The sequence below is a fragment of the Vallitalea sediminicola genome (genome assembly GCF_054408565.1).
Map to the genome: position 1 here is coordinate 1 of NZ_BTPT01000320.1, position 238 is coordinate 238.

General features: G+C 33.6%; 1 protein-coding gene. It reads left to right on the top strand.

The genetic code is table 11. The features are described from left to right. Window positions 1–238: hypothetical protein (locus ACX6CF_RS26890; protein ID WP_458788444.1), on the top strand; the 238-nt coding region annotated here is incomplete at both ends.

Here is a 238-nt window from a genome sequence, read left to right on the forward strand (position 1 = left end):
GTTAAGCAAATGTATGGATTGAAGTTTAACCAAGTTGCCGTTTGTGATAGTAAAGGTACAGATATTCGTTTTAGACCTGACCTTGTAAGCAGTATCATAGCAGATTATGCCAAAAGTATTGGAGCAGATATCATTACCTTTGGATCAAATGCTCCGAATGGCAACAATTATTTGACACCATTTTATGTAGCTGAGATGTTAAATATGATATGCATAAGCAATGTGATTAATATTGAAT